At 60.9% G+C, this 19,593-nt stretch carries 21 protein-coding genes; 8 read left to right on the top strand and 13 right to left on the bottom strand.

Annotated elements, in window-relative coordinates; genetic code table 11:
- Window positions 1-8: 8 nt before the first annotated feature.
- Window positions 9-956 carry a DMT family transporter gene (locus H7688_RS05055; RefSeq protein ID WP_183359970.1) on the top strand — a complete coding sequence of 316 codons (948 nt, stop codon included), beginning with the start codon at window positions 9-11 and terminating at the stop codon, window positions 954-956.
- 9 nt (window positions 957-965) lie between these two features.
- The gene (locus H7688_RS05050; RefSeq protein ID WP_183359969.1) at window positions 966-1,283 is read left to right on the top strand and encodes a hypothetical protein; all 318 of its coding nucleotides are present in this window, start codon (window positions 966-968) and stop codon (window positions 1,281-1,283) included.
- A gap of 3 nt (window positions 1,284-1,286) precedes the next feature.
- Here H7688_RS05050 and H7688_RS05045 read toward each other — a convergent pair whose 3' ends face one another.
- From H7688_RS05045 to H7688_RS05025, 5 genes are read right to left on the bottom strand one after another with little or no spacing between them, the layout of a single operon-like run.
- On the bottom strand, window positions 1,287-2,357 hold the full coding sequence (locus H7688_RS05045) for a protein-glutamate methylesterase/protein-glutamine glutaminase (protein ID WP_183359968.1): 1,071 nt from the start codon (window positions 2,355-2,357) through the stop codon (window positions 1,287-1,289).
- 8 nt (window positions 2,358-2,365) lie between these two features.
- Window positions 2,366-3,265: an HDOD domain-containing protein gene (locus tag H7688_RS05040; protein WP_183359967.1), complete on the bottom strand. Its 900-nt coding sequence runs from the start codon at window positions 3,263-3,265 to the stop codon at window positions 2,366-2,368.
- Between the two features lie 8 nt (window positions 3,266-3,273).
- Window positions 3,274-4,149 (bottom strand): CheR family methyltransferase, encoded by an 876-nt coding sequence (locus H7688_RS05035; RefSeq protein ID WP_183359966.1) that lies wholly within the window; start codon window positions 4,147-4,149, stop codon window positions 3,274-3,276.
- A 10-nt stretch (window positions 4,150-4,159) separates the two neighbouring features.
- Window positions 4,160-5,956, bottom strand: coding sequence for a chemotaxis protein CheA (locus H7688_RS05030; RefSeq protein ID WP_183359965.1), 1,797 nt, complete (start codon window positions 5,954-5,956; stop codon window positions 4,160-4,162).
- A 52-nt stretch (window positions 5,957-6,008) separates the two neighbouring features.
- Complete coding sequence (locus H7688_RS05025; protein WP_183359964.1) at window positions 6,009-6,506, bottom strand: chemotaxis protein CheW; 498 nt, start codon at window positions 6,504-6,506, stop codon at window positions 6,009-6,011.
- A gap of 325 nt (window positions 6,507-6,831) precedes the next feature.
- On the opposite strand from H7688_RS05025, the gene H7688_RS05020 reads away from it, so the two are divergent.
- A complete protein-coding gene (locus H7688_RS05020; RefSeq protein WP_183359963.1) occupies window positions 6,832-8,229 on the top strand; it encodes a sigma-54-dependent transcriptional regulator in 1,398 nt (465 codons plus the stop codon).
- A 14-nt stretch (window positions 8,230-8,243) separates the two neighbouring features.
- On the top strand, window positions 8,244-9,026 hold the full coding sequence (locus H7688_RS22580) for a lytic transglycosylase domain-containing protein (RefSeq protein ID WP_246329715.1): 783 nt from the start codon (window positions 8,244-8,246) through the stop codon (window positions 9,024-9,026).
- A gap of 225 nt (window positions 9,027-9,251) precedes the next feature.
- Here H7688_RS22580 and H7688_RS05010 read toward each other — a convergent pair whose 3' ends face one another.
- From H7688_RS05010 to H7688_RS05000, 3 genes are all read right to left on the bottom strand, one after another.
- Complete coding sequence (locus tag H7688_RS05010) at window positions 9,252-9,749, bottom strand: ferritin-like domain-containing protein (RefSeq protein WP_183359962.1); 498 nt, start codon at window positions 9,747-9,749, stop codon at window positions 9,252-9,254.
- A gap of 371 nt (window positions 9,750-10,120) precedes the next feature.
- A complete protein-coding gene (locus H7688_RS05005; protein WP_183359961.1) occupies window positions 10,121-10,894 on the bottom strand; it encodes a TatD family hydrolase in 774 nt (257 codons plus the stop codon).
- Window positions 10,895-10,898: 4 nt separating this feature from the next.
- On the bottom strand, window positions 10,899-11,606 hold the full coding sequence (locus H7688_RS05000) for a PilZ domain-containing protein (RefSeq protein ID WP_183359960.1): 708 nt from the start codon (window positions 11,604-11,606) through the stop codon (window positions 10,899-10,901).
- Window positions 11,607-11,736: 130 nt separating this feature from the next.
- On the opposite strand from H7688_RS05000, the gene H7688_RS04995 reads away from it, so the two are divergent.
- Window positions 11,737-13,317 carry a peptide chain release factor 3 gene (locus H7688_RS04995; protein ID WP_183359959.1) on the top strand — a complete coding sequence of 527 codons (1,581 nt, stop codon included), beginning with the start codon at window positions 11,737-11,739 and terminating at the stop codon, window positions 13,315-13,317.
- Window positions 13,304-14,215 (top strand): DMT family transporter, encoded by a 912-nt coding sequence (locus H7688_RS04990; RefSeq protein ID WP_246329714.1) that lies wholly within the window; start codon window positions 13,304-13,306, stop codon window positions 14,213-14,215. Before H7688_RS04995 ends, H7688_RS04990 begins: the two co-directional genes overlap by 14 nt.
- A gap of 116 nt (window positions 14,216-14,331) precedes the next feature.
- On the opposite strand, the gene H7688_RS04985 is transcribed toward H7688_RS04990, so the two are convergent.
- Entirely contained in the window at window positions 14,332-15,048 is a 717-nt protein-coding gene (locus H7688_RS04985; protein WP_183359958.1) for a PHP domain-containing protein, read from the bottom strand.
- Between the two features lie 261 nt (window positions 15,049-15,309).
- Here H7688_RS04985 and H7688_RS04980 point away from each other — a divergent pair, with 261 nt between their 5' ends.
- Complete coding sequence (locus H7688_RS04980; RefSeq protein ID WP_183359957.1) at window positions 15,310-16,053, top strand: substrate-binding periplasmic protein; 744 nt, start codon at window positions 15,310-15,312, stop codon at window positions 16,051-16,053.
- A 113-nt stretch (window positions 16,054-16,166) separates the two neighbouring features.
- On the opposite strand, the gene atpE is transcribed toward H7688_RS04980, so the two are convergent.
- From atpE to H7688_RS04960, 4 genes are all read right to left on the bottom strand, one after another.
- On the bottom strand, window positions 16,167-16,442 hold the full coding sequence (gene atpE / locus H7688_RS04975) for an ATP synthase F0 subunit C (protein WP_183353542.1): 276 nt from the start codon (window positions 16,440-16,442) through the stop codon (window positions 16,167-16,169).
- Between the two features lie 81 nt (window positions 16,443-16,523).
- Window positions 16,524-17,213 (bottom strand): F0F1 ATP synthase subunit A, encoded by a 690-nt coding sequence (atpB, locus tag H7688_RS04970; RefSeq protein WP_183359956.1) that lies wholly within the window; start codon window positions 17,211-17,213, stop codon window positions 16,524-16,526.
- A gap of 5 nt (window positions 17,214-17,218) precedes the next feature.
- Window positions 17,219-17,608, bottom strand: a complete 390-nt coding sequence (locus tag H7688_RS04965; protein ID WP_183359955.1) for an ATP synthase subunit I — start codon at window positions 17,606-17,608, stop codon at window positions 17,219-17,221.
- Window positions 17,577-17,855, bottom strand: coding sequence for an AtpZ/AtpI family protein (locus H7688_RS04960; RefSeq protein ID WP_183359954.1), 279 nt, complete (start codon window positions 17,853-17,855; stop codon window positions 17,577-17,579). The genes H7688_RS04965 and H7688_RS04960 overlap by 32 nt, the downstream gene beginning before the upstream one ends.
- A 408-nt stretch (window positions 17,856-18,263) precedes the next feature.
- Here H7688_RS04960 and H7688_RS04955 point away from each other — a divergent pair, with 408 nt between their 5' ends.
- Entirely contained in the window at window positions 18,264-19,439 is a 1,176-nt protein-coding gene (locus H7688_RS04955; protein WP_183359953.1) for a GspE/PulE/PilB domain-containing protein, read from the top strand.
- Window positions 19,440-19,593 lie beyond the last annotated feature (154 nt).

The following is a 19,593-nucleotide window of genomic DNA, read 5'->3' as shown; positions in this document are numbered from 1 at the left end:
CAGCTGCATTGAAGGAGGTTCGTATCAACCGCGTCTATCTCAAGCTCTGGCTCACCACGTTTTTCTGGGGTGGCACCTTCGTCGCCGCACGCTTTGCGGTCAAGGAGGCGCCACCTTTTTTTGCCGCCAGCTCACGTTTCCTTATCGCGGCCCTGCTGCTCGTGCCGATGGCTGCCTGGCAGGCCCGCAGCGCCGGGACGAGCTTCCCCCTGCCGCGCTCGCTGCGCCAATTCCTGGGGCTTTTCAGCCTGGGGCTTACCGGCGTTTTTCTCTACAACGCGGTGTTCTTCACCGGCCTCAAGCTCACCACCGCCAGTAACGGCGCGCTCATCGTGGCGATCAACCCTCTCTTGACCGCGGTCCTCTCGGCCCTGTGGCTGCGCGAGAAGGTGCGCCCTACCCAGGCGGCCGGGCTGTTACTCTCGCTGGTCGGGGTTACCCTGGTCATCGCCCGGGGCTCGCTGGACGTCATCCTGCAGCACTCCTTCAACCGCGGCGACCTGATCATGCTGGGGGCACCGCTTTGCTGGGCGCTCTACTCGATACTTGGCAAAATGGTACTCGCCAAATTCACGCCGCTTGCGGCCACCGCGTACGCGGCCTTTTTCGGCGCGGTCCTCCTGGTGCCTGCGGCCTTCGTGGAGCACGCGACCCTTGGTGGACCGCTGCCCCAGTTCAGCTTGATGGGGTGGGTCGCCATCCTGCAACTGGCGCTTCTGGGGACGGTGGTCGGCTTTGTCTGGTGGTACCAGGGGGTGCAACTGATCGGGACGGCACGTGCCGCCGCCTTCGTGAACCTGGTGCCGGTCTTCGGGACCCTGCTGGCGGCGCTGTTATTGAACGAGCGGCTCATAGCCGCCCAGATCTGGGGGGGCTGCCTGGTGGTGATCGGGGTATACTGGGGGAGCCGTCAGCCGCGCCCCTCGCACGAGGCGAGCGGTGCCGGGACGAACTGAGGAGGTGCTATGAACCGCGTGTTGCGTACCGTCGAGCTCATCTACTTCGCGCTGCGCCCCAGGAAGCTTGGGGCCCAGCCACCTTACGGGGCGGAAGCGGCGGCGCGGGAAAGCTACGACGCCCAGGGGCTGCTCGAGGTCGAGCCGAGGGCCCTGGGGGGCGGCATCGGCCCAATGACAAACAGCCGGGGAGAGCTCAAGCTCTTCATCCCCGGCTGCTATGCACTGGCCGCTACGGCCGTACTGTTCCGACTGAAACGCGAAGGTTTTTCCGCCTGCACCGTCACCATCCGCGACGGCGGGCTCCTGGTCCAGGGGCGGCGCTAGCGGCTAGTGTCCGATCTTGCCGATCTCGTAGCCGATCTGGTCCAGGGGGAGCACCACATCGGCGACCCTCCCATCGATGCAGGCCCGCGGCATCCCGTAGATCGTCGAGGTCTCCTGGTCCTGCACCAGGGTCACCCCACCCTTCGACTTCAGGTGCTGCATCCCCTTGAAACCATCGTTTCCCATCCCGGTCAGGATAACCCCCAGCATCGAACCGCCGCAGGCATCGGCCAGCGAGGTGAGCATCAGGTCCACCGAAGGGATGTAGATGTACTGCGGGTAATCGGTGGTGGGCGAGACGCGCATCACGATGTTCGCCCCCTGCTTCACCAGCGAGGTGTGCTGCCCCCCCGGTGCGATCAGCACCTGTCCCGGTTTCACGATATCCCCGTTGACCCCTTCCTTGATGGAAAGCGAGCACTTGGCGTTGAGCCTCTCGGCATACGGGCCGGTGAAGGCCTTGGGCATGTGGATCGCCACCACGATGCCGTGCGGGAAGTTGACCGGCACCCTGGAGAGCACCTCCTGGAGCGCCACCGGACCGCCGGTGGATGCGCCGATCCCGACGCAGCTCACCTTGCGGGAAAAGCGCGAGGGGCGCACCTCGGGGGGGCGTGCCATGGGGGGGCGCGGCATGCCCAGCACCCGCTTCACCCGCGAGTTGGAGGCCTCGGTCACCTTGGAAAGCAGCGCCTCCTGGAAGGCGCGCTGGGCGTCTTTCGAGTCGGTGACGTTCTTGGGGACGTAGTCGATCGCGCCGGCATCGAGGGCCTCGAAGGTTGCCCTGGCCCCCTCGCAGGTCAGCGTGGAGACCATGAGTACCCGGGTCGGCTGCTTGGCCATGATCTGCTTCAAGGCCGCGATGCCGTCCATGCGCGGCATCTCGACGTCCATGGTGATCAGGTCGGGCTTCAGGGCGAGCGCCTTTTCCACCCCCTCCATGCCGTCCGAAGCGATCCCCACTACCTCGATGCCGGGCGCCCGGGAAAGGATCCCGCGGATCGCCATGCGCATGAAAGAGGAGTCGTCGACGATGAGTACCCTCAGTTTTGATCCCTGCGAGCTGGTAAACATGGTACCGGTCAGCCTCCTATGCCCTGGAAGATCGACTTGACCATGTCCTGGATCTCGGGGACCCGGTCCTCGAGTTCATAGCAGAAGCGCTCCACGTCCAGGTCGACCAGGTTGGGTGCGTAGGCCTTGAGGATGGACCATGCCTTTTCCTCGGCCAGGTTGAAGGAGACCCAGGCCTGCCCGCCGTAATCCAACTGGCAGACCGAGCAGAACAGGTCCGCGATGTTGACGATGGCGCACAGCGTCGGGTCCAGCGTAGCTTCCTCGGGGGCGTGGTGCAGCGCGATCACCTCGCAGTAGTCGGCCGGGAAGTTCCACTTGCGGGCGATGCAGAGCCCCACCTCGTTGTGCGAGGTCCCCAGGAATTCGATCTCTTTTTGAACCAGGCGGAACGGTTTGCCCTGCACCGAATCGAGCAGCTGCCGGAACGTCTCCTGGCGGTAGAAGCTCAGGAACACCTCGCCGATGTCGTGCACGATCCCGACCAGGTAGGCCTTCTCGGTGTCCGGATAGCGCACCCTCTGGGCGATGATCTTGGACACCACACCCACGCCGAAGGAGTGCTCCCAGAAGCTCTTGATGTCGAGGATGCCGTCGCGTCCCTCGAAGACGTCCACGAAGGAACAGGTGAAGGCGAGTTCGCGGATGTGGCGGAAGCCCAGGTAGATCAGGGCGCGTTTCACCGACTTGATTTCGTGCGCGGGCTTGTAAAGCGGGGAGTTCACCATTTTGATGACGCGGGCCGCCAGTACCTGGTCGGCCAGGATCATGTCGGCGACCTCGTCCAGCTCGACGCCCGGCTTGTCCAACAGCTCGATCACCCTGGTAGCCACCTGCGGTATGGTGGGGAGATCGACGAAGCTCTCCACCATCTCCTGAGCCGCTTGCATCATGGCTTGTTTTTCCATACCCATCCTCACTTGTTGTAAGAAAATCCGCCCGGAAAGTGTACGGTCTTGAACTTGTCGTTGACGCCGTGCAGCGATTCGGACTGGCCCACGAAGAAGTAGCCGTAGGGCTGCAGATTGTTGTAGAAGTGCTGCACCACCTTGCTCTTGGAGGCCGCGTCGAAGTAGATGAGCACGTTGGCGCAAAAGATGAAGTCGAAGCTCTTCATGAACAACATCTTGTTGTCGTCGTAGAGGTTCAAATGGTTGAAGCTGGCCAGCTTCTTCACCTCCGGGGAGAGCACGAAGCGGCCGGGCGACTCCTCCTTGAAGTACTTCTTCAGGTAGAAGTCCGGGGTGTTGCGCACCGAGTAGCTGTTGTAGATCCCTTCCTTGGCCTGGCCGATCACCGTCTCGTTGATGTCGGTCCCCACGATCTCGATGATCCAGTCCTTTAACAGCGTGGCCCGCTTCTCCAGGAGGATCATGGCCATGGTGTAGGCCTCTTCCCCCGAGGAGGAACCGGCGCTCCAGATGCGCAGCTTCTTGAAGCCGATCTTGGACTTGACCGCGACGATCTCGGGGAGGAACTTGTTCTCCAGCGCGGTGAGCTGGGGGAGGTTACGGAAGAAGCAGGTTTCGTTGGTGGTGATTTCGTCCAAAAGTTTCTTCAGTTCGGCGCTGCCGGTTGCCGCGCCGCGGACGTACTGGTAGTAATCCATGTGCGTCTTGCTGCCGGTCGCTTCCATCCGGCGCGCCAGACGGCTTTCCAGGAAGTACTTTTTAGAGCTGTGGAAATAGATGCCGCAGACGTTGTAGATGTAATCCCGGAGCTGCTCGAAGTCCTTGTCGGAAATCTTTTGAGATCCAGGTTTTATTTCCAGTGGTTTGCTCTCAAATGCCATTATCGTCCCCTCAGGCAGCTGCGGATTTCCTGACTCCTGTCCCTTCGCCTCCACCGATGAGACCCATCGGGTCGACGATGAGTGCCACCCTGCCGTCACCCATGATGGTCGAACCACCGATACCCGGGAGGTTGGCGAGGAATTTGCCCAGCGACTTGATAGCGACTTCCTGCTGTCCTAAGAGGCGGGTGACCACGAGGCCCACCCGCTTTTCGGCCACGCCCACGATGACGACGTAGCAGGTGCTACGGTCGTTACCGGCATCGGCACAGGAGAAAACCCGGCCCAGGCGCAAAAGCGGCAGCACGGAGTCGCGCAGCTTGAGCACTTCCTGCCCGCCGATCATGTGGAATTCCTTCTGGTCGACCCGCATGGTCTCGATGACCGAGGCGAGCGGGATGGAGTAGACCTCGCGCTCCACCTCGACCAGAAGCGACTGTATGATGGCAAGGGTGAGCGGCAGCTTCAGGATGAACTCGCTGCCGTGTCCCAGTTCGTTTTTGATCTCGATGATGCCGTTTAGTTTCCTGATGTTGGTGCGCACCACGTCCATCCCGACGCCGCGGCCGGAGAGGTCGGTGGTCTGCTCCTTGGTGGAGAAACCGGGGAGGAAGATCAGCTCCAGGATCTCCCGGCTCCCCATGGTGGCCAACTGCTCCTCGGTAATGAGCCCCTTGTCCATCGCCTTTTGGGCGATCTTGTCGGGGTTGATGCCGCGGCCGTTGTCCTTGATGCTGATGACGATCTGGTTCCCCTCGTGCGCCGCGGAGAGCATGACGGTACCCATGCGCGGTTTGCCGGCGGCGACGCGCTCGTCGGGGGTCTCCAGCCCGTGGTCCAGGGCGTTACGGATCAGGTGGATGAGCGGATCGCCGATCTCGTCGACGACCGAGCGGTCCAGTTCGGTCTCCTCGCCGAAGATCTGCAGGTCGACTTCCTTGCCGAGGTCGCGCGCCAGGTTCCGGACGATGCGCGGGAACTTCTTGAAGACCTTCTCCACCGGCAGCATCCTCATCTTGAGGACCTGCATCTGCAATTCGGAGGTGACGAAGTTGAGGCGCTTGGAGAGCTTGCCGAAGTCGTCGGAGAAACCGTTGGGGTCGAGGCCGCTCTGGTAGTCGGAGTGCAGCTGGATCATCCGGTTGCGCTCCAGGACCAGCTCGCCCACCTGGTTCATCAGGTCGTCCAGGCGCTTCACGTCGACGCGCACCGTCGAGTTGTCGGCGAGCTCTTCCCCCTTGGCCGCCGGGGCCGCCTTCTGGGGTACGGGCTCCTTGAGCTTCGCGGCCGCGGGGGCAACCTGGGGCACCGCCGACTGGGCGGCTGCCGGGGCCGCCGCTGCGGGCTGGGCAGACGCGGCAGGAGCCGACTCCTCGGCCTTCGGGGCGGCCGAGAGCACGGTGGCTTCCGTCGCATTCATGGACAGGAACGGGACCAGCTTCGCGATGGTCGACTCGATGTCGCGCTCCACGATCTCCCCGGCCTTGATGTCGGCGACCAGCGTCTTTACCAGGTCGACCGCCTCGAGGATCACGTCCATGATCTCCGGGGTCACCACCAGTTCGCCCTTTCTCAGGCGGTTCAGGACGTCCTCGGTCTTGTGGGTCACCTTGACCAACAGGTCGAACCCGAGGAAGCTCGAGGCACCCTTCACGGTGTGGATGGAACGGAAGATCCGGTTCATGAGCTCGGCATCTTCCGGGCTCTTCTCCAGGCTCACCAGGTCGTCGTCAAGTTTTTCGAGAAGCTCGGTCGTCTCGGCGAGAAAACCTTCCAAAAGTTCCTGATCTTCGCAATCTATCGGCATGGTCTGCTCCAAGTCGGGGAAGTCGCGGCCCCGTTGTGGGCTCTAACTCTAATTACGCTACGCTGCTGAACATCCTTCTTTCGTCTGCGGTGAACATGCGCTCCAGGTCCAAAAGCACCAACAGGCGCTCGGCCTGGTTGATCACCCCGGCCATGCATTCCTGATCGATGCCGCTGGAGACCACCGGCGGGGGAGGCTGGATCTCCTTCTCCGAGATCCTGATCACCTCGGAGACCTCGTCGACGATGAAGCCCATCATCTCGCCGACCACCTCCATGACCATGATGCGGGTGCGCTTGTCGTAGTCGGCCTCGGGGAGGTCGAACTTGCGCCGCAGCGAGATGATCGGGATCACCTTGCCGCGCAGGTTGATGACCCCTTCCACGTAGTGCGGGGTATTGGGTACGCGGGTTATGTTGAGCATCCGGATGATCTCACGCACCATCAGTACGTTGATCCCGTACTCCTCGTTTTCCAGGTTGAAGCTGACCAGCTGGATCAGTTCCCCTGCGTACTCTTCGCTTTTCACCTTCAGTGCGGTCGTTTGCATGGACCCTCCGTATGCTCCTGATCTGGGGGTCGGGCGAATCGCCGTCCGCGTCCCCTCTGTTCTTACCTATTCGGATGCCACTGGCAAATATGAAGAAAATTTTTTAGCGGAGGCTTCGCGCGCAGGAACGCCGGGTTAGCCCCTCCGGGTGCCGGGTGGCGACCCTCACGGGAGTGATTCACGCGGCAGTGCAAAAAATTGACATAAACCGTGCCGAGGGCAAGTCATTTTATTGACATTGCCGAAAGAAGCCGCTATAGTTTGCGGGCGCTGCAGTTTTGTATCGGTTTCATGCCGGGCAACTTTAACGGAAATCGGGGAAACAATGGAAACACCGAGAATTCTTATTGCAGATGACGACAAAAAGACCCGCGACTTCGTGGCGGCTTTTTTGAGTTACAAGGGGTACCAGGTCTTCCAGGCCTTCGACGGCCAGGATGCCCTGCAGAAGGTCGAGTTGAGCGACGTGCAGATGGTGATCACCGACATCATGATGCCCCGGGTCAACGGCCTTGAGTTCATCAAACAGCTGAAGTCGATCCGTCCTGAGATCGTGACCATAGCCTACAGCGCCTTTGCCAACCACGAGATGACAGCCAATCTCCTGAAGGCAGGGGCGTTTTTTTATCTGGAAAAACCCTTCAACCTCGAGGAACTGGAAACCCACGTAAAGCGCGGGCTCGAACACCAGGTTCTGCAGAGCAAGAGTTTTCGGTCTAAACCGTGCATAAAGAACCGTGCCCTCTTGAACAACATCATCGGGGAGAGCGAAAAGATGCTCTCGCTCTTCGAGTTGATCGAGAAAGTGGCCAGTTCCGACTCCACCGTGCTGATCCAGGGGGAATCGGGGACCGGCAAGGAACTGGTGGCCCGCGCCATCCACGACCTTTCCAACCGTAACAGCAAGAACTTCGTGGCGGTGAACTGTGCCGCCATCCCGGACGAGCTCTTGGAGAGCGAGCTCTTCGGTCACGTGAAGGGCTCCTTCACCGGCGCCGTGGCGACCCGTATCGGCCGTTTCGAGATGGCAGACAAGGGGACCCTGTTCCTGGACGAGATCGGGGACATGAAGGCGAACCTGCAGGTGAAGCTCTTGCGCGTACTGCAAAACCGCGAGCTGGAGCCGGTGGGTGCTACCCGCAGCAAAAAAGTCGACGTGCGCATCATCGCGGCGACCAACCAGAACCTGGACCAGATGGTGGTCTCCAAGCAGTTCCGCGAGGACCTCTACTACCGGCTTTCGGTAATCCCGATCGTGCTTCCCCCCTTGCGCGAGCGCGAGGCCGACATCGCCCTTTTGCTGAACAGTTTCCTGGAGAAGTTCAACCGCTCCAAGCAGCGCAAGGTTCAGGGGTTCGACAAGCAGGTGATGGACATCCTGACCAACTACGAGTGGCCGGGTAACGTCCGCGAGCTGGAGAACCTGGTCGAGCGCCTGGTGATCATCAAGGGTTCCGGGACCCTGACCCTCTCGGATCTTCCCGAGAAGTACCGTGGCGGCAAGTCGAGCCCGGTTCGCACCGAGCAGGTGACCCTCCCCGAGGACGGCTTCTGCCTCAACAGTGCGGTTGAAGAGTTTGAGAACAGGCTGATCCTACAGGCTCTGGAGAAGAGCGGCGGCAACAAGAAGGAGGCCGCAGAACTCCTGAACCTGAAGCGGACCACCCTGATCGAGAAGTTGAAGAAGAAAAAGCTGGTGTATGGAGAACAATTTTCCCCGTGACGAGGTAGGGCGCTATGTCGGTTAATCCGGTTGCGACAGGGCAGTGGTCAGAAGTTCCCAAGAAAACGAGCGAGCCGGGTAGCACGAACGCCCAAACCAACTTTGCAGAAATCCTCTCCGGTCGGAGCAATCCCTCCGGAGAGGAAACCGTAACTCCGAACACCGCGGCCGAAGTCCTCCGCCTCAAGATGCTGAGCGCCGCGCTCAACCTGGGCGGCGAACAGGCCGCTCCTCCCAGCACCCAGTCCCAGGCAGTCCAGGGGCTCCTCAACAAATTCCTCGAACAACTTCCCAAAGGCGAGAACGGCACCGGCAGTAGCGCCAGCGCCACCGGCAACGTTTTCGGCGACTACGGCGACGCCATCGCTCCGCTTTCCAGCGAATCGACGCAGCAAAGCGCCGATCTCGGTCCGAACCCCTCCATTGCCGCGATCATCGACAAGGCCTCGCGCCGCTACGGCGTCGATGCGGGGTTGATCCGCGCCGTCATCAAGCAGGAGAGCAACTTCAACCCGCGCGCCGTCTCCTCCGCGGGTGCCCAGGGGCTCATGCAGCTCATGCCCTCCACCGCCCGGGGCCTCGGCGTCACCGATTCCTTCGATCCCGAGCAGAACGTGATGGCCGGCACCAGGTTCTTGAAGGACATGCTGCAACGCTACGGCAACGTCGACGAGGCACTCGCCGCCTACAACTGGGGCCCGGGCAACGTGGACCGGCGCGGCCTCAGCTCGCTCCCCCGCGAAACGCGGGACTACCTTGCCAAGGTGAAGGGGTACTACTCTCAGTACGTCGGGTAGAGGCAGGGCGAGAGGCAGGGGCTAGGGACAAGGGGCTAGTAGGGATCAGGGGCTAGGGATCAGGGACTAGGGATTAAACAGCAGCGGTTCAGGTTAGGGCCGGGACCACGGCACCGGTTAGATTTCAACGTAGGACATAGACCAGCTGACAGCAGACCCAAAAACACACATGGCCGGAGGCGCTTATGCCCCCGGCCATATTCATTTTACAAACCATCTCCGCCGTTATTCCCTGACGTAGATGTCCTGATCCGAGCGGTCCACCATGGTCATAACCCGCATGTACTCGTCCTCGATCATGTCGTAGTGCCCCTGGGTCTCCTTGATAACCGCTTCAAAGACCCGACGCACCAGCGGATCCACAATGTCCTTCAGCATGAGAGTGTAGAGCTCCACGCAGGCCTTCTCCTCCTGCAGGGCGATTTCCAAGGCCTTCTGTTCGTGGGTGTCCTCCGCGATCGCCTTCTCAAGCGCCTGATGTGTCGCCGACAGCTTGTCCATCGGTCCGCTGAGCAGGGTGGGTAGGTCACCCAGATCCTTGCCCCGGTAGTGCTCGAAGAAGGCCTTGAGATGGGCGACCTCCTCATTGGCCAGCAGATCGAAGACCTTCTTGGACCGTTCGTCCTTGGTTATCGAGCCGGCCCTGCGGTAGAAATCCATACTCTCCTTTTCCGTCTTGATCGCGAGCTTCAACGCCTCCTGCAGGGTGTATTCCTTTACCATGATTGCACCTCCGTCGGCTGGCTGAACTGACATTCGCGTGAATTATACCTAATGCCCCCCGTCGGTCAATCGACCACAAATAATTAAGATAGGTAAGGCTGGGTATTAACGGAAAATTCGCGGTGCTGAAACGTCAACAGTTTATGAGAAAAAGCCCGTAATTCTGTACGGCTAGTGGAGAAGAGGGCCCCTGACCTGCTGGCCTCCGGTGCAGTACTTAGCTCATGAAGGTAAAAAAAGGTGCCTCCGACTGGGCTGGGATGGCGGTCAGAACCGGGGAACAGGGGAAGAGGGAACAGGGGAGCCGGAGGCGGACCACCGCACGGTGGAGTTGGATGGGGATGACTCAGGAACGAGGGGGGCAGGGCGGTCTACGGGGACGGGTGGGAAAGCCGGAGGAGCTTCCGGGCATTGTTGCTGGTCGCCACTGCCAGCTCTTCCAGAGACACTTCCCGCAGTTCCGCCACGCGCCGGGCGGTCTCCAGGAGGTATTCCGGCCGGTTCACCGTACCGCGGTGCGGTTCCGGCGCCAAGTCCGGGGCGTCCGTTTCCAGGAGCAGGTGCTCCAGCGGTACCGCCAGTGCAACCGCGGGCGGGCGCACGGCGTTCTGGTAGGTCACCGTGCCGGCGAGGGAGATGTACAGGTTGAGCCGCAGACAATCGCGAACCAGCTCAGGGCTGCCGGAAAAGGCGTGCATCACGCCCCCAACCTCGGCAATCCCCTCCTCCCGGGCAATCTCCAGCAGATCTCCGAAGGCCTTGCGGCAGTGCAGCAGCAACGGGAGTTTTGCCTGAACGGCAACTCGCACCTGGGCGCGGAATGCCTCACGCTGACAGTCGCGGGAGGGAGAGGAAAGCTGGTAATCGAGCCCGATTTCGCCGATGGCGCGGGCGTGAGGGGTAAAGGCAGCGAGGGCGTCGAGGGTTTCGCTGGTCACCAGGTCGGCATGCATCGGATGTACGCCAAATGCGGGATGGATAGCGGAGGAGAGTTTCGAGAGTTCGGCGATCCTGGCCCAGTTGGCAGGATGTACGCCCGGAACCAGGAAACCCGTGACGCCTGCTGCGCGGGCACCGGCAAGGATGCCGGAAAGGTCGGCGGAGAGGCTCGGGTCATCGAGATGGCAGTGGGTGTCGAAAAACATGGTGCTAGAGGTTGAGCCCGGGGTGCTCCTTGAGCTCCTTGATGATTTCGACCTGGCGCTTGAAGATGAACTGCGAGATGCCGACCTCGCTGGCGCGATCGAGTTCGACCTCGAACACCAGCCGGGTGCCGCTGGTCATCGGGACGACCTTGAGCAGGGATGCGGGGAAGGAGATGCTTCCGGAGGGGAGGCCTACGGTGATCTCGCCGCGTTCGCTGAGCTCGAGGCCGGGGTCGCCGTCAACTCCGATGGAGACGCCGGTCAACGACATATCCAGCAGCCGGCCACTGGCGCTGCTCTCCTCGGTTCGGAAGGTAACCCGGATCAGCTCGGTAAGCGCCACCCGGACCGACATCCTGCGATCGGCCCGCACCATGGCGTAGGAGAAGCCGGAGAGCACGATGCGCGACTTCTCGACATTGACGTAGTTGACCGTCGCGATCACCGGGCGCTTGAAGTGGTCGCTTTTCAGGACAGTCACTTTCTCCAGCGAGATCACTACCGCCTGGATCTGGTGCACCAGGAACTCTACCGAGGTCTCCTCCACGGTCAGCACGTCGGCGGAATAACTGACCGGGATTTCCCGGTAGTAGTTGACCAGTTTCAGGTCGTTGGCCAGCCGCCCCGATCGAATTTCCGCCAGGCAGGAGAGGATCTCTTGCTCGTCCGCCTCGGGGCTGGCTAACTCGATTTTCTGGTAGGTATCATTCATTGGTCACCCAAAAAAACTTATTGCCCTTTTACACTTATCCATGCAAATATAGCAACTTACTTGCCAACCCGGCGAAGATACCCTCTTCGCCTTTATTTTGTCCAGCGTTTTGTTAAGGAGTTTTCAGTCCATGTTGTACAACGAGCAGGAAATCGCCAAGCGGCGCACCTTTGCCATCATCAGCCACCCGGACGCCGGTAAAACCACTATAACCGAGAAACTGCTCCTCTTCGGTGGGGCGATCCAGCAGGCCGGCGAGGTCCGGGCCCGCAAGTCGGCCCGTCATGCCACCAGTGACTGGATGGAGATGGAAAAGCAGCGTGGCATCTCGGTAACCTCCTCGGTGATGAAGTTCTCTTACCGGGATTACGAGGTCAACCTGCTCGACACCCCGGGCCATAACGACTTCTCCGAAGACACCTACCGAACCCTCACCGCCGTCGACTCCGTGCTCATGGTGATCGACTCGGTAAAGGGTGTCGAAAGCCAGACCAAGAAGCTCCTCGAAGTCTGCCGGCTGCGCCACACGCCGATCATGACCTTCATCAACAAGCTGGACCGGGAAGGGCGCGAGCCGCTCGACCTGTTGGATGATATCGAAAGCACGCTGAAAATCCAGTGCGCCCCCATGACCTGGCCGATCGGCATGGGCAAACGCTTCCGTGGCACCTACCACCTCTACACCAAGGAGATCACCTTCTACGATCCGGAAGCGGATCACGGGGTAGGTGAGGTGGTCACCGTAAAGGGGCTCGACGACCCGCGCCTGGACGAGCTCTTGGGGAGCCAGGTTGGCGAGCTGCGCAACGACGTGGAACTTCTGGAGGGTGCCGCCCATCCCTTCGATCTCGAGGAGTACCTGGCCGGGCGCCAGACCCCGGTCTTCTTCGGCTCCGCCATCAACACCTTCGGTGTGCAGCAGCTTCTGGACTCCTTCGTTCAGCACGCCCCGGGTCCCATGCCGCGGGAAACGGTCTCCCGTACCGTTTCTCCCTACGAGGAGGCCTTTACCGGCTTCGCCTTCAAGATCCAGGCGAACATGGACCCGGCGCACCGCGACCGCATCGCCTTCTTCCGGATCTGCTCCGGCAAGTTCGTGCGCGGTATGAAGGTGAGGCACCTGAGGCTGGGGCGCGAAGTGCAGATAGCCAACGCCACCATTTTCATGGCTCAGGACCGCACCAACGTGGACGAGGCCTACGCCGGCGACATCATCGGCATCCACAACCACGGCACCATCAAGATCGGCGATACCTTCACCCAGGGTGAGGATCTGAAGTACACCGGCATTCCGAATTTCGCGCCGGAGCACTTCCGCAAGGTACGCATCCTGAACCCGATGAAGTCGAAGGCGCTGGAGAAAGGGCTGGTGCAGCTCGCCGAGGAGGGGACCACCCAGGTCTTCCGGCCGCTCATGGGAGCCGACTGGATCGTGGGTGCCGTCGGGATGCTGCAGTTCGACGTGGTCATGCACCGCCTCGAGCACGAGTACGGCGTGCAGTCGGTGTACGAGCCGGTCTCCTACGTCACCGCCCGCTGGGTAACCGGCGACAAGAAGCGGTTGGAGGAGTTCCAGAGGAAAGAGGCGATGAGCCTCTACACCGACGGCGAAGGGAACCTTGCCTACCTGGCCGGGAGCCAGTGGCGTCTGGACAATACCATGGAGAATTGGAAGGACCTGGTCTTCCACGCGACCCGTGAGCACAGCTGAGAACGACAGAGCCAAGGAACCTGCCGAACCGAGCATGACGGCGGGTGCGCTCTTGGTGGTTGCCGCCGGGGTCCTCTGGGGGACGACCGGGACCACCCAGGCGCTCGCGCCCGCCGGTGTCACGCCGACCAGCATCGGTACGCTGCGGCTGGTGGTGGGCGGCGGCGCGCTGTTGCTCCTGACTCTTCTGCGCGGCGGTTTCGGCACCGGGCGCTGGCCGGTATTCGGCACCCTGCTCGCCGGAGCCTGCGTCGCCTCCTACCAGCTCTGCTTCTTCTGGGCCGTGCAGCGGACCGGTGTCGCGGTAGGGACCCTGGTGGGGATCGGCAGTTCGCCGGTGATCGCCGGGGTGCTTGGATTTGTCTTCCGGGGTGAGCGCCCCGGGCGTCGTTGGGTAGTCGCGACCTGTTTCGCCCTGGCGGGGTGTGGACTGCTGGTGGGTGGTGGTGGCAAACTGTCGATCGATCCGGTCGGTGTGCTGCTGGCGCTCGGCGCCGGGACGAGTTACGCGAGCTACACCATGGCGATCAAGGGGCTCCTGCCCGGACGCACACCCGACGCCGTCATGGCGGTGGTCTTCTGCATCGGGGCGCTGATCCTCTCGCCGCTGCTTTTCACCGCGGACCTTGCCTGGATGGCGGCACCGCGTGGCATCGCCATGGTGCTCTACCTCGGCGTGATCGTTACCGCGCTCTCCTATTGGCTCTTCGCCCGCGGCCTGCGCAGCGTCCCCGTCGCAACCGCAGTGACCCTCTCCCTTGCCGAACCGCTCACCGCAGCCCTCCTGGGTATCGTCGTCCTGGGTGAGCGGCTGAGCCCGCTGGCCCTGTGTGGCATCCCGCTACTGTTTGCCGGCTTGGCCGTGCTGGCGGGGTCATTGGGCGGCAAGAAGAACTGACAAAAAAGCCTCACCACAGAGGACGCAGAGTCATACAGAGGAAAAGCCAAACCCGATATGGTTTCGATTCTCCTCTGGGTGACTCTGGGCACCGCTGTGGTGAGGCTTTTAGATTTTTACCCCTCGTCCCCCAAAAACGCCAGCAACCTCTCCCACGAAGCGTTCAGCACCTGTTCCTCCGGGATTCCCGCCTCCGTCACCAGCTTGATCGCATCGTCGAAGACGCCGACCCCCTGGGCGATGTGGGCGTCCGAGCCGATCAGCACCCGCGCGCCGTACCTGGCGCAGAGTCTCGCCACTTCCAGGCAGTTCCGGCAGCTCCCCTTGCGGCTCACCCCTCCCACCGACGAGTTGTTGATCTCCAGAGCGGTGCCGGTGCGTACCGCGGCCTGTACCACTTCTTCATACTGTGAAGGGAACTCAGGGTTGCCGGGGTGCGAGATGCACTTAACCAGCGGGTTTTCCATGACTGCAAGGAGAGCTCGGGTGTAGACTTTCGGGCTGCGGCCGCAGAAGCCGACGGCATCGTGGATTCCGGCCATGACGAAGTCGAGTTCGGCGAGCACCTCTTCCGCCAGGTCCAGGTCCCCTCGTTCGTTGAGAATGTTCGCCTCGACCCCGCGCAGGATGCGCACCCCGTCTATGTGCCGGGGCACGAAACGCATGGCCCGGAAATGGTACTCGTGCGGTCCCCCGGGGAGTGCCGGGCCGTGGTCGGTGAGTGCGATCGCCTTGAGCCCTTTTTTAGCGGCTGCGGCGGCCAGTTCGTTGATGGTCGAATAGGCGTGGCCGGAGGCGATGGTATGAGTATGGAGATCTGCGTAGAGGTTCATATTCCGGACTATTTCATAGCACCTGGTAAATGTCAAGGAAGGGGGCTGCGTTGACGTACGATAATCATGTTGACGGGAAAAGACTTACATTGACCTAGTAAGGCTTCTGGATAGCATACAAAACACGAGCCAGAGCGTGTCACGGTGATGTGGCCGAAGCAATCCCGGTCCACCGTGGGAGCTGTCGTAACGCTCCTTGGGAACGTACTGGTCCAGTTCTTTGTATCCGTCGACTGACAAACTGACGGGGAGGGAGGCAGTATGCGTTATCTGTTCCTGATACTCGCGTTGGCAGTCCCGTTAGTGCCACTACAAGTCCATGCGGTCCAGCCGACGGACATTGTGTACATGACCGAGGATTATCCGCCAGAAAATTACCTTGAGAACGGCCGGTTGAAGGGGTACGCCGTCGATATCCTGCGGGCGGTCTGGAAGGAGATGGGGTATTCCGAACAACCGATACAGGTGCTCCCCTGGGCGCGGGGATACTTGATGGTGCAGGAGCGACCAAACCATATGTTGTTCGCCATGGCGAAGACACCCGAGCGTCTCGGGCTATTCAAATGGGTCGGGCCGATCTACTACGCGAAGATCAATCTATTCTCTCTGAGCGAGAAGCGTCTCAAGGTAGAAAGTCTCGAGGAAGCCAGGCATTTCAGAGTCGGCGTGCTGAGAAAGGACATCTGCGAGACGATGCTGAAGGAAGCGGGGTTCACTGAACGCACGGTTTTCAAGGTCAACACGTTAGAGCAGTTGCTGCGGATGCTCAAGGCGGACCATATCGACATGATGTGTACCACCGAGACCTCGATTAAAAGCAAGATTGCGCGAGATGGTTCTCTCGTCGGTAAATACACACCTGTTGCCTTCGTAGGCGAGACCAACGTTTACTACGCCTTCAACAAAGGGACCGATGACGAAATCGTGGCGGAATTTCAGGGTGCGCTTACCGCAATTAATACTGAACGGAAAAGGATCATCAGGCGCTATCATCTGCAAGAGTGATTCGTATCGGCAAGGTCACCCGGCAGGGGGGTGGCAAAACGTGGTGATCGTCTGCAACAAAAAAAGGGGTGTGCCTTGCGGCACACCCCTTTTTCGACGACAGGCGCTGCTAATTACTTTGCAACGGTTTTTGCCAGTTCCACTGCCAGATCCTTGTAGGGGTTGGCGAAGAGGATGATCAGGCAGATAACCAGGGCGTAGATCGCGAGGGACTCGATCATGGCCAGACCGATCATCATGGTGGTCAGGATTTTGCCGGAAGCGCCCGGGTTACGGGAAACGCCTTCAACGGCGCTCTTAACTGCCAGACCCTGGCCGATGCCAGTACCCACGGTGCCGAGTGCCATGCCGATGCCTGCTGCGAGTACGCACATAGTGAAAAAGCTCATCTTTACTTCTCCTTTTCTGCGGGGTTTATTTCCTAAATAGTATAGGAATGAAAAAATGGAAACAGTTTTAAGTCTGGTCTCTTAGTGCGCGTGCTCCAGCGAGCCCTGGATGTAGATCATCGCGAGCAGCATGAAGACGAAGGCCTGGATGAAGGAGACCAGGACGCCCATCAGCATCATCGGCAGCGGTACCAGGAACGGGGCCAGGCCGAAGAAGATGATCAGAACCAGCTCGTGGCCGTTCATGTTACCGAAGAGACGCAGGGTGAGCGAAATGACGCGGCTGAAGTGGCCGATCACCTCGATGAAGAACATCATCGGAGCCAGCCAGGCGATGGGTCCCAGGAAGTGCTTGATGTAACCGGCGCCGTGCTCCTTGACACCCACGACGTGGGTGGCCACGAAGACCACGACCGCGCAGGCCGCGGTGGTGTTGATGTTGGCGGTCGGCGGGAAGAAGCCCGGGACCAGACCGATCAGGTTGGACACCAGGATGAACAGCGCCAGGGTCGCGATCAGCGGGAAGAACGGTTTGCCGTGCTCGCCCATGGTCTCGACCAGCATGTTCTCGATGCCGCCCACCACGACTTCCATGAAGTTCTGGGTGCCGGTCGGAACAGCCTGCAGGCGCTTGGTGGCCACGATGGAGAGCAGCACCAGGCCGAGCATGATCAGCCAGGTGTAGACGATGGCATCCGCACCACCTTCGGAAATACCGAGCGGGTGAAGAATCTCGCGGAAAAACTGAAGGAACAGATAGGGATGAACCATTGCAGCTAGCCTCCTTTACGGGTCGACAGGTATATCGAAAATAGGATTATGTTGATCACCAGGATCGAGAGCCCGATGAGGATGCCGAAGATATCGGCGCCCAGGACCACGATCAAAAGGTACAAAAAGCCCGCCATGATGGCGAGTCTCAAAATGAAGCGCAGCGTGGCAAGCTTGGGTGCCAGGCTCGGCGTCAGCGCCAGGACCGATTCCAATCCCCGTCTCAGCCAGATGAAGTTCGCCGTTGCCAGGAGACCGCCCGCCAGAAGCGACAGGCCGAACTTCAGCGAGACCAAGAGTGCCGTGAGTACAGCTAACACAGCGCTCATGAGCAGACTTCCCGTGACCAGCTTCGGGAAGAGGTTAGTCTCGTTTATCTTGGTCCGATCCGTCATCGCGCAATTCTTTTCCCGCAAGGATGAAGATGTTGCGGAAGCCGGCCGCAATGCCGAAAAAGAGAAAGATGAAGAAAAACCCGTGCTTACTCGCCAGCCAGGTCACTCCCGGCCACTGTTTCCCCAAAAACCAGGCGTCCAACTCGGTCCCGATCCAGACCCCGATCGCGATGGCCACCGCGAACGAGATCCCCATGGTCGAGACCATGCCGAGGGTCTTCAGGAGGCTCTTCTTCTCCTCGTCCATCAGACCTCCTCGCTCTTCTTGTATACGCCCAACGGCAGAAACTTAGGCTAAATAGCACGGTAACAGTGCGAATGTCAATCAATTTCCGACCATTAGAGCAAAAAGTGTATACCGCTGGGGCGAAGGCTCGGGTTCTGCCGCCTCCCTGTGAGTCTGTTATGGAGCGGGTTCCCTCCACCATTGTGCGCCTTGCTGCAGCTTGACGGCAATGGTTGCAATTCTTTGCAAAGTTTCATTGCGGCTCCCGCAACGGCCAGTACAATATGAGGCGGTGATAATTAAATGGTCGGTGTATCGGCATCAGCTTTTGGGGCGAAGCCTGAACATCCGGTACTGGAGCGGCAGGAGGGAGGAACAGGTAACGGGGATTCACATGAGGGGCCGCAGCAACGGCAAGGGGAGGTTCCCATGGCAGAAAGGTTGGGTGAAATGTTGCTCCAGGAAGGTGCCCTGACCACGACTCAGCTCGAGGAGGCGTTGAGCGCCCAGTCGATCTACGGCGGCCGGATCGGTACCAATCTGGTGGAGATGGGGCTGGTGAGCGAGGAGGACCTGGGGCGCCTTTTGAACCAGAAGCTCGGGGTGCCGTGCGTCACTGCGTCGAGCCTCGAGTCGGTGCCCCCTGCGGTAATTGAGGCCCTCTCTCCGGAACTCGCGCAACGTTTTCGCGTGGTACCGGTGGCCCTGGAGGGGAGAAGACTCATGGTGGCCATGGCGGACCCCGCTGATTTTCACGCCGTGGAAGAACTGGGCTTTGCCACCGGTTTGGTCATCGTTCCCCGCGTTTGTCCGGAGTTGCGCCTGTCGGTCGCCCTCGAACACTACTACGGTATCAAACGTGCGCTGCGCTATATCCCCATGCCGGAGGGGGCCAGGACGGTGGCCGCCCGAAAAGCCCTCGCGTCACTGGCCGGTTGCGCCGGTTCGCCTTCGGCAACCGCCGCGGGTGGGAACTCAGCATCGCTTGCCGGTGGGACGGGGGCTCATGCCGCTGAAGTCGAGGGTGACGATGAGCGCTCCGGCGCGGGAGCGGGATTTTCTGTGCGGCCGACCGTCATCGACGGGGGAACCGCGAGCGCGCGCCGGCACGGGATCGAGGCGGTAATGGAAGCGCTTTCCCGAAGGTTCGTCGCGGCAACCGGCGAGGTCGAGGTGGTCACCGTGCTCATGTCCTACCTCGCTGAAGAGTTCGATCGTGCCGGGTTTTTCAGCCTCAAGTGCGGCGCGGCGCAATGGGTGCAGGCCGTAGCGGAAGGGGCCAACGTAAGCCAGTTCGGCGGGTGGCTTGCGAACCTCGACCGGGCCGACCTGATCAAGCAGGTGCTGTTCGAAAAGGAACCCTACCTGGGGATGCTGTCCGAGCGTGCCCCCGAAGAGCGGATCCAGGCGAAGATCGGTGGTCGGCCCGGCTGCCCGGTATTGCTGCTGCCCTTGGTGGTGGAGGGTACCAGTATCGCGTTTTTGATGGTGGAGGACGAAAAGGGGCGCCTGGCGCCGGGTCTTTTCGACCTGCGGCGGGTGGTCGCCAAGGCGGAGCTTGCCTTCGAGATGCTTGGGCTCAAAAAGAGGATCTGTATTGTCTAGATGGTCTCGCGCGTCGGTGCTGGGCGCGAAGTGACGGTCAGGCGGATTCCCGGGGGTGGGTGAAGCTGCCCTCGGCGATGAGGTGGCGCCTTCCCCCCCCCCCACCCCAGCCCTCTCCCGCAAGGGGAGAGACCCTATTGGAGTCTTTCCGGAG

It is taken from the genome of Geomonas limicola (assembly GCF_014193675.1).
GTDB lineage: Bacteria > Desulfobacterota > Desulfuromonadia > Geobacterales > Geobacteraceae > Geomonas > Geomonas limicola.
The sequence above is the reverse complement of the archived record's forward strand: the minus strand, read 5'-3'. Positions and strand labels throughout refer to the sequence as shown.

Coding starts and splice junctions, on each gene's coding strand:
- H7688_RS05050 (WP_183359969.1), top strand. CDS start 966: ATGAACCGCGTGTTGCGTACCGTCGAGCTCATCTACTTCGCGCTGCGC.
- H7688_RS05045 (WP_183359968.1), bottom strand. CDS start 2,357: ATGTTTACCAGCTCGCAGGGATCAAAACTGAGGGTACTCATCGTCGAC.
- H7688_RS05040 (WP_183359967.1), bottom strand. CDS start 3,265: ATGGAAAAACAAGCCATGATGCAAGCGGCTCAGGAGATGGTGGAGAGC.
- H7688_RS05035 (WP_183359966.1), bottom strand. CDS start 4,149: ATGGCATTTGAGAGCAAACCACTGGAAATAAAACCTGGATCTCAAAAG.
- H7688_RS05030 (WP_183359965.1), bottom strand. CDS start 5,956: ATGCCGATAGATTGCGAAGATCAGGAACTTTTGGAAGGTTTTCTCGCC.
- H7688_RS05025 (WP_183359964.1), bottom strand. CDS start 6,506: ATGCAAACGACCGCACTGAAGGTGAAAAGCGAAGAGTACGCAGGGGAA.
- H7688_RS05020 (WP_183359963.1), top strand. CDS start 6,832: ATGGAAACACCGAGAATTCTTATTGCAGATGACGACAAAAAGACCCGC.
- H7688_RS22580 (WP_246329715.1), top strand. CDS start 8,244: ATGTCGGTTAATCCGGTTGCGACAGGGCAGTGGTCAGAAGTTCCCAAG.
- H7688_RS05010 (WP_183359962.1), bottom strand. CDS start 9,749: ATGGTAAAGGAATACACCCTGCAGGAGGCGTTGAAGCTCGCGATCAAG.
- H7688_RS05005 (WP_183359961.1), bottom strand. CDS start 10,894: ATGTTTTTCGACACCCACTGCCATCTCGATGACCCGAGCCTCTCCGCC.
- H7688_RS05000 (WP_183359960.1), bottom strand. CDS start 11,606: ATGAATGATACCTACCAGAAAATCGAGTTAGCCAGCCCCGAGGCGGAC.
- H7688_RS04995 (WP_183359959.1), top strand. CDS start 11,737: ATGTTGTACAACGAGCAGGAAATCGCCAAGCGGCGCACCTTTGCCATC.
- H7688_RS04985 (WP_183359958.1), bottom strand. CDS start 15,048: ATGAACCTCTACGCAGATCTCCATACTCATACCATCGCCTCCGGCCAC.
- H7688_RS04980 (WP_183359957.1), top strand. CDS start 15,310: ATGCGTTATCTGTTCCTGATACTCGCGTTGGCAGTCCCGTTAGTGCCA.
- atpE (WP_183353542.1), bottom strand. CDS start 16,442: ATGAGCTTTTTCACTATGTGCGTACTCGCAGCAGGCATCGGCATGGCA.
- atpB (WP_183359956.1), bottom strand. CDS start 17,213: ATGGTTCATCCCTATCTGTTCCTTCAGTTTTTCCGCGAGATTCTTCAC.
- H7688_RS04965 (WP_183359955.1), bottom strand. CDS start 17,608: ATGACGGATCGGACCAAGATAAACGAGACTAACCTCTTCCCGAAGCTG.
- H7688_RS04960 (WP_183359954.1), bottom strand. CDS start 17,855: ATGGACGAGGAGAAGAAGAGCCTCCTGAAGACCCTCGGCATGGTCTCG.
- H7688_RS04955 (WP_183359953.1), top strand. CDS start 18,264: ATGGCAGAAAGGTTGGGTGAAATGTTGCTCCAGGAAGGTGCCCTGACC.